The organism is Sandarakinorhabdus sp. (genome assembly GCF_031422795.1).
Lineage (GTDB): Bacteria > Pseudomonadota > Alphaproteobacteria > Sphingomonadales > Sphingomonadaceae > Sandarakinorhabdus.
Window position 1 is genome coordinate 1 of record NZ_JANPML010000056.1, and the last position, 4,081, is coordinate 4,081.

Annotated in this window: 5 protein-coding genes; 3 read left to right on the plus strand and 2 right to left on the minus strand. The window is 65.6% G+C overall.

From position 1 onward, the window contains the following. The 3 genes from RMO81_RS02115 to RMO81_RS02125 form a co-directional block, all read left to right on the plus strand. Positions 1-619, plus strand: a 619-nt coding sequence (locus RMO81_RS02115) for an HlyD family efflux transporter periplasmic adaptor subunit (RefSeq protein WP_310474075.1), incomplete at its 5' end; no start/stop codon positions are given. Then, positions 603-2,084, plus strand: coding sequence for a TolC family protein (locus RMO81_RS02120; RefSeq protein WP_310474076.1), 1,482 nt, complete (start codon positions 603-605; stop codon positions 2,082-2,084). The genes RMO81_RS02115 and RMO81_RS02120, both read left to right, overlap by 17 nt. Next, entirely contained in the window at positions 2,084-2,551 is a 468-nt protein-coding gene (locus tag RMO81_RS02125; protein ID WP_310474077.1) for a copper chaperone PCu(A)C, read from the plus strand. The genes RMO81_RS02120 and RMO81_RS02125 overlap by 1 nt, the downstream gene beginning before the upstream one ends. Before the next feature lie 40 nt (positions 2,552-2,591). On the opposite strand, the gene RMO81_RS02130 is transcribed toward RMO81_RS02125, so the two are convergent. Both RMO81_RS02130 and RMO81_RS02135 read right to left on the minus strand, forming a co-directional pair. Continuing rightward, positions 2,592-3,275, minus strand: coding sequence for a DUF2490 domain-containing protein (locus RMO81_RS02130; RefSeq protein ID WP_310474078.1), 684 nt, complete (start codon positions 3,273-3,275; stop codon positions 2,592-2,594). Between the two features lie 20 nt (positions 3,276-3,295). After that, the coding region (locus tag RMO81_RS02135) for a molybdopterin cofactor-binding domain-containing protein (RefSeq protein ID WP_409049573.1) at positions 3,296-4,081 on the minus strand (786 nt) is incomplete at its 5' end.

A 4,081-nucleotide genomic window follows, 5' to 3' on the forward strand; every position in this document is an offset into this window, starting at 1 on the left:
GATCAAGGTGGCGGAATTCCGCGCCAAGATTGCCTCGTCGCGGGCCGACATCAACAAGATCGATGTCAACCTGCGCCGCCAATCGGAACAGGTGATCCGCGCGCCGCGCAATGGCCGCATCATGCGGGTGAACAGCATCGATAGCGCCACCATCGTCAAACAGGGCGATGTGCTCGCCACCTTCGTGCCCGAACAGTCGCGGCGCGTGGTGGAACTCTATGTCGATGGTCGTGATATCCCGCTGATCGATGTGGGCCGCCGTGTTCGCATGGAATTCGAAGGCTGGCCGGCTATCCAGTTTTCCGGCTGGCCGTCGGTTGCCAAGGGCTTTTTCGATGGCCAGGTGGCGGCGGTGGATCTCAATGCCTCGCCCAACGGCCTGTTCCGCATCCTGATCAGCGAAAGCCCGGATCGTGATCCGTGGCCGGATGAACGCGCCGTGCGGCTGGGTGCCAAGGTGCGCGGCTGGGTGCAGATGAACACCGTGCCGATCTGGTTTGAGCTGTGGCGCCTGCTCAACGATTTCCCGTTGCAGTTCACGCGTCCCGGCGCCGAACCGGCGATGAACGGCGAAGTGAAGGCCGCCAAGGGCAGTGAAACCGGTGCATCAGGCAAGTAAGGCGCTGCTGGCGCTCCTGATTGTGCTGCCGGCGTTGGCTGCAGCGCAGCAGCCGGCCACCAGCCGGCGCGCGCTGGAGGCTGATGCCCGCGCCGCAGCGCAGCCGGCAGCAACGTCGCCGTTGGCGCTGGATGAAGTGCTGGCGGCCAGCCGTTATCACGCGCCGCAGGTGCTGGAGGCGCTGGCCCGGGTGCGCGGCGCCGAAGGCCGCCTGCTCACCACCGAAGGCGCGTTCGACACATTGTTCAGCGCCAATCTCGAAGCCCGGCCGATCGGCACGGTCGATGGCTCCGAAGCCGGTGTCCGCCTGTTCCAGCCGCTGGCGACCAATGGCGGCAGTGTTTACGCCGGCTATGATGTGTCGCGCGGCCGATTCAGCTCGTCGCTGGCCGGCAACAACACCGCCCGGCTGGGCCGCTTTACCGTGGGCACCTTGTTTTCGCTGCTGCGCGACCGCGACATCGATGAACGCCGTTTCAACCGCGCCGTTGCCAGCGCTGATGTCGTGCTGGCCGACAATGATCGGCTGCTGGTGGCGATCGGGGTGCAGGCCCGCACCATCGCAGCATGGAACAGCTGGGTGATCGCCGGGCAGCGGGTGACAGTGTTCAAGGGCCTGCTGCAACTGGCGCTCGACCGTCAGGCCGGGTTCAAGCGCCAGGTCGCCGAAGGCTTGCGGCCGGCCATCCTGCTGACCGAAAACGAACAGAATATCCTGCGCCGGCAAACACTGGTGGTGCAGGCCGAACAGGCGCTGGAACAGGCGGCGATCACGCTGTCATTGTTCTGGCGCGATGCTGATGGCAACCCGATTGTGCCCGGCGCCGATCGTTTGCCGCGCATGCTGCCGCCACCGCTGCCTGTGTCTGACGACATGCTGACGGCGCTGGAAAATCGCCCCGATCTCCGGGTGGTGGATGTGCGCATCGCCCAGGCCCGCACCCGGCTGGCGCTGGATCGCAACAATTTCCTGCCCCGCCTCGATCTGGTGGCCGAGGTGAACCAGTTTGTGGGGGATCCCGGTCTGGGCGGGCGCGACTATGTCGGCAATCAGGCCAAGGTGGGCGTGACCCTGACCGTGCCGATCCAACAGCGCACGGCACGCGGCCGATTGAGCCAGACCGAGGCGGAAATCGAGGCCTTTCAGCAGCGTCGCCGCTTCATCGAGGATCAGATCAGGGCGGAAATCGGCGGCCTGTCGGTGGCGTCGCGGCAATCCCGCCGGCTGCTGGGCATTGCCATCGACGAACAGGACCGCGCCCTGACCATGGCCGGTGCCGAACGCCGGCGTTTCCAGGAAGGCGCGTCGGATTTCTTCCTGGTCAATCTGCGCGAGGAAGCCGCCGCCGATGCGCAGGTGCGCCGGCTGGATGCCGCCTTCCGCCAAATCGTGGCGCAGGCTGATCTGGCGGCGGCAACGGCCGATGTGCAGGCCCTGGGCCTGACCGAACGGCGCAACCCGTGATGGCTGGCTGGCGCCAACGCAGCGCGATTGCCAGCCTGATGCTGGCTGTTTCGGCGCCGGCGCTGGCGCATGCCTACAAGGCCGGCGCGCTGGTGATCGATCATCCCGTCATTCGGGTGGCCAGCCCGGTATCGAAAACCGGTGCCGGTTACATGGCCATCACCAACAAGGGCAAGGCGGCAGACCGGCTGTTGTCGGTAACCACCGTTGCTTCCACCCGCTCCGATCTGCACGGCACCATCAATCAGGGTGGCATCATGAAAATGCGCAGTGCGGCTGGCGGCGTGGTGATCCCGGCCGGTGGCATGGTGGTCTTTGCCCCCGGCGGCCTGCACGTGATGTTTATCGGCCTCAAGGCGGCAGTGCCGCCTGGCACGATGATCAAGGCGCGGCTGAACTTTGAAAAGGCCGGCTCGGTTGATGTGGCGTTCAAGGCCGAAACCGCCGCCGGCGCCCACACGCATTGATCAGCCGGAGAGACGCTGCGGCAAGCCCCGGCTGGCCGCTTTAGCCGAGCCGGCGGTTGAGCGTGAGGCTGATGATGTGATTGCCCTGATCCCCGCTTTGCCGGCGCAGGAACACATGCATGTAGCCGGCTTCCAGATTCAGGCGCGGGCTGAGCGGTTGCAGCCAGCCGACCAGCGTGCGCTGGGAATCAAGCCCGGCCTGCGATCCCCAATCAGTATCGTTCAGGTTTACGAACGTCTCGGTCTGCAGCACGGGCCCGGCGGTGCCGCGCCCGTTCAGCGGCTGCACCAGCCGCCATTGCATGCGCAGGCGCCAGCCGGTGACATTGGCGCCAACGATCATCCGTTGTTCCAGCCGCCAGCGGTTGATCAGTGTCAGGCCATTGTCGCGCCGGAACACCGGGGCCTGCACCTGCTGCCAGGCACGATGTTCATCGCGCGTGCGGCCACCGCCCAGTTCATTATGCTGGAAATGATAGCCGGCCATCAGATCGACATCATTCTTCAACCGCACGCCCAGGCCGACGCGGCCGATGCCGACGGAAAAACGGCTGACATCCTGATCCAGTCGCCCCTGCGCCTCGGCCCACAGCAGCAAGCGGCCATCGATTGGTCCCTGCGCGATCAAGCTGGTCCAGCTCTGCACATCCTGCGCGGCGGCGGGGGCGGCGAGCAACAGGGCGGGCAGGGCAAAGCGCATCATCATGGCCGCTTGCCGATCCATCGTGACGAGAATGTGACCGGTCAGGCCTTCAGCGCGCTGAAATCCAGCGGCAATTTGCGCAGGCGCACGCCGGTGGCGGCAAAGATCGCGTTGGCCAGCGCCGGGGCGACGGCGGGGTAGGCCGGCTCACCCAGACCCGTCACCGGATAATCCGGGGTAAGGAAGGCGATTTCGATCGGCGGAATCTGTTCGTTGCGCAGCATCGGCACATCGCCGAAATTGCGTTGTTCGATGGCGCCATTGGCAAAGGTGATTTCATGGCCAATGGCTGCACCAATGGCATCGAGCACGCTGCCCTGCACCTGGTTGATGGCCCCGGCCGGATTGACCACCTGGCGGCCAACATCGCCGGCCACCCAGATCTTCACCACCTTCACCACGCCCGCCGGCGACACCGCCACTTCGACCACATTGGCGAAATAACCCAGGTGGCTGAAGTGGAAGGCGATGCCCAGACCGGACCGCTTGGGCAATTTGCGGCCCCAGCCGGCCATGACGGCGGCCTTGTCGAGCACGCCGCGCATGCGGCCCGTGTTGTAGGGGCCGCGTGATTTGGGATCGCCGATGATGCGGGCCGGCCCAAGGAAATCACGACGATACTGCACCGGATCGCTACCTGCGGCATGCGCCAGTTCATCGATGAAGCCCTGCGTGACGAAACCAAAAGCGTTGTTGGCCGGCGCACGCAGGAAACCCGTCGTGTGCTGCAAAGGCAGGATGGTGGAACCCAGCCGGAAATCCTCGACGATGCCGGCGGGGAAATCGGTGGGGCCAATGCCGGCGGCGCGGGCGAATTTGCCGTCGCG

Excerpts from the sequence above, each read along its gene's own strand:
- RMO81_RS02130 (WP_310474078.1), bottom strand. The coding sequence starts at position 3,275 with ATGGATCGGCAAGCGGCCATGATGATGCGCTTTGCCCTGCCCGCCCTG.
- RMO81_RS02125 (WP_310474077.1), top strand. The coding sequence starts at position 2,084 with ATGGCTGGCTGGCGCCAACGCAGCGCGATTGCCAGCCTGATGCTGGCT.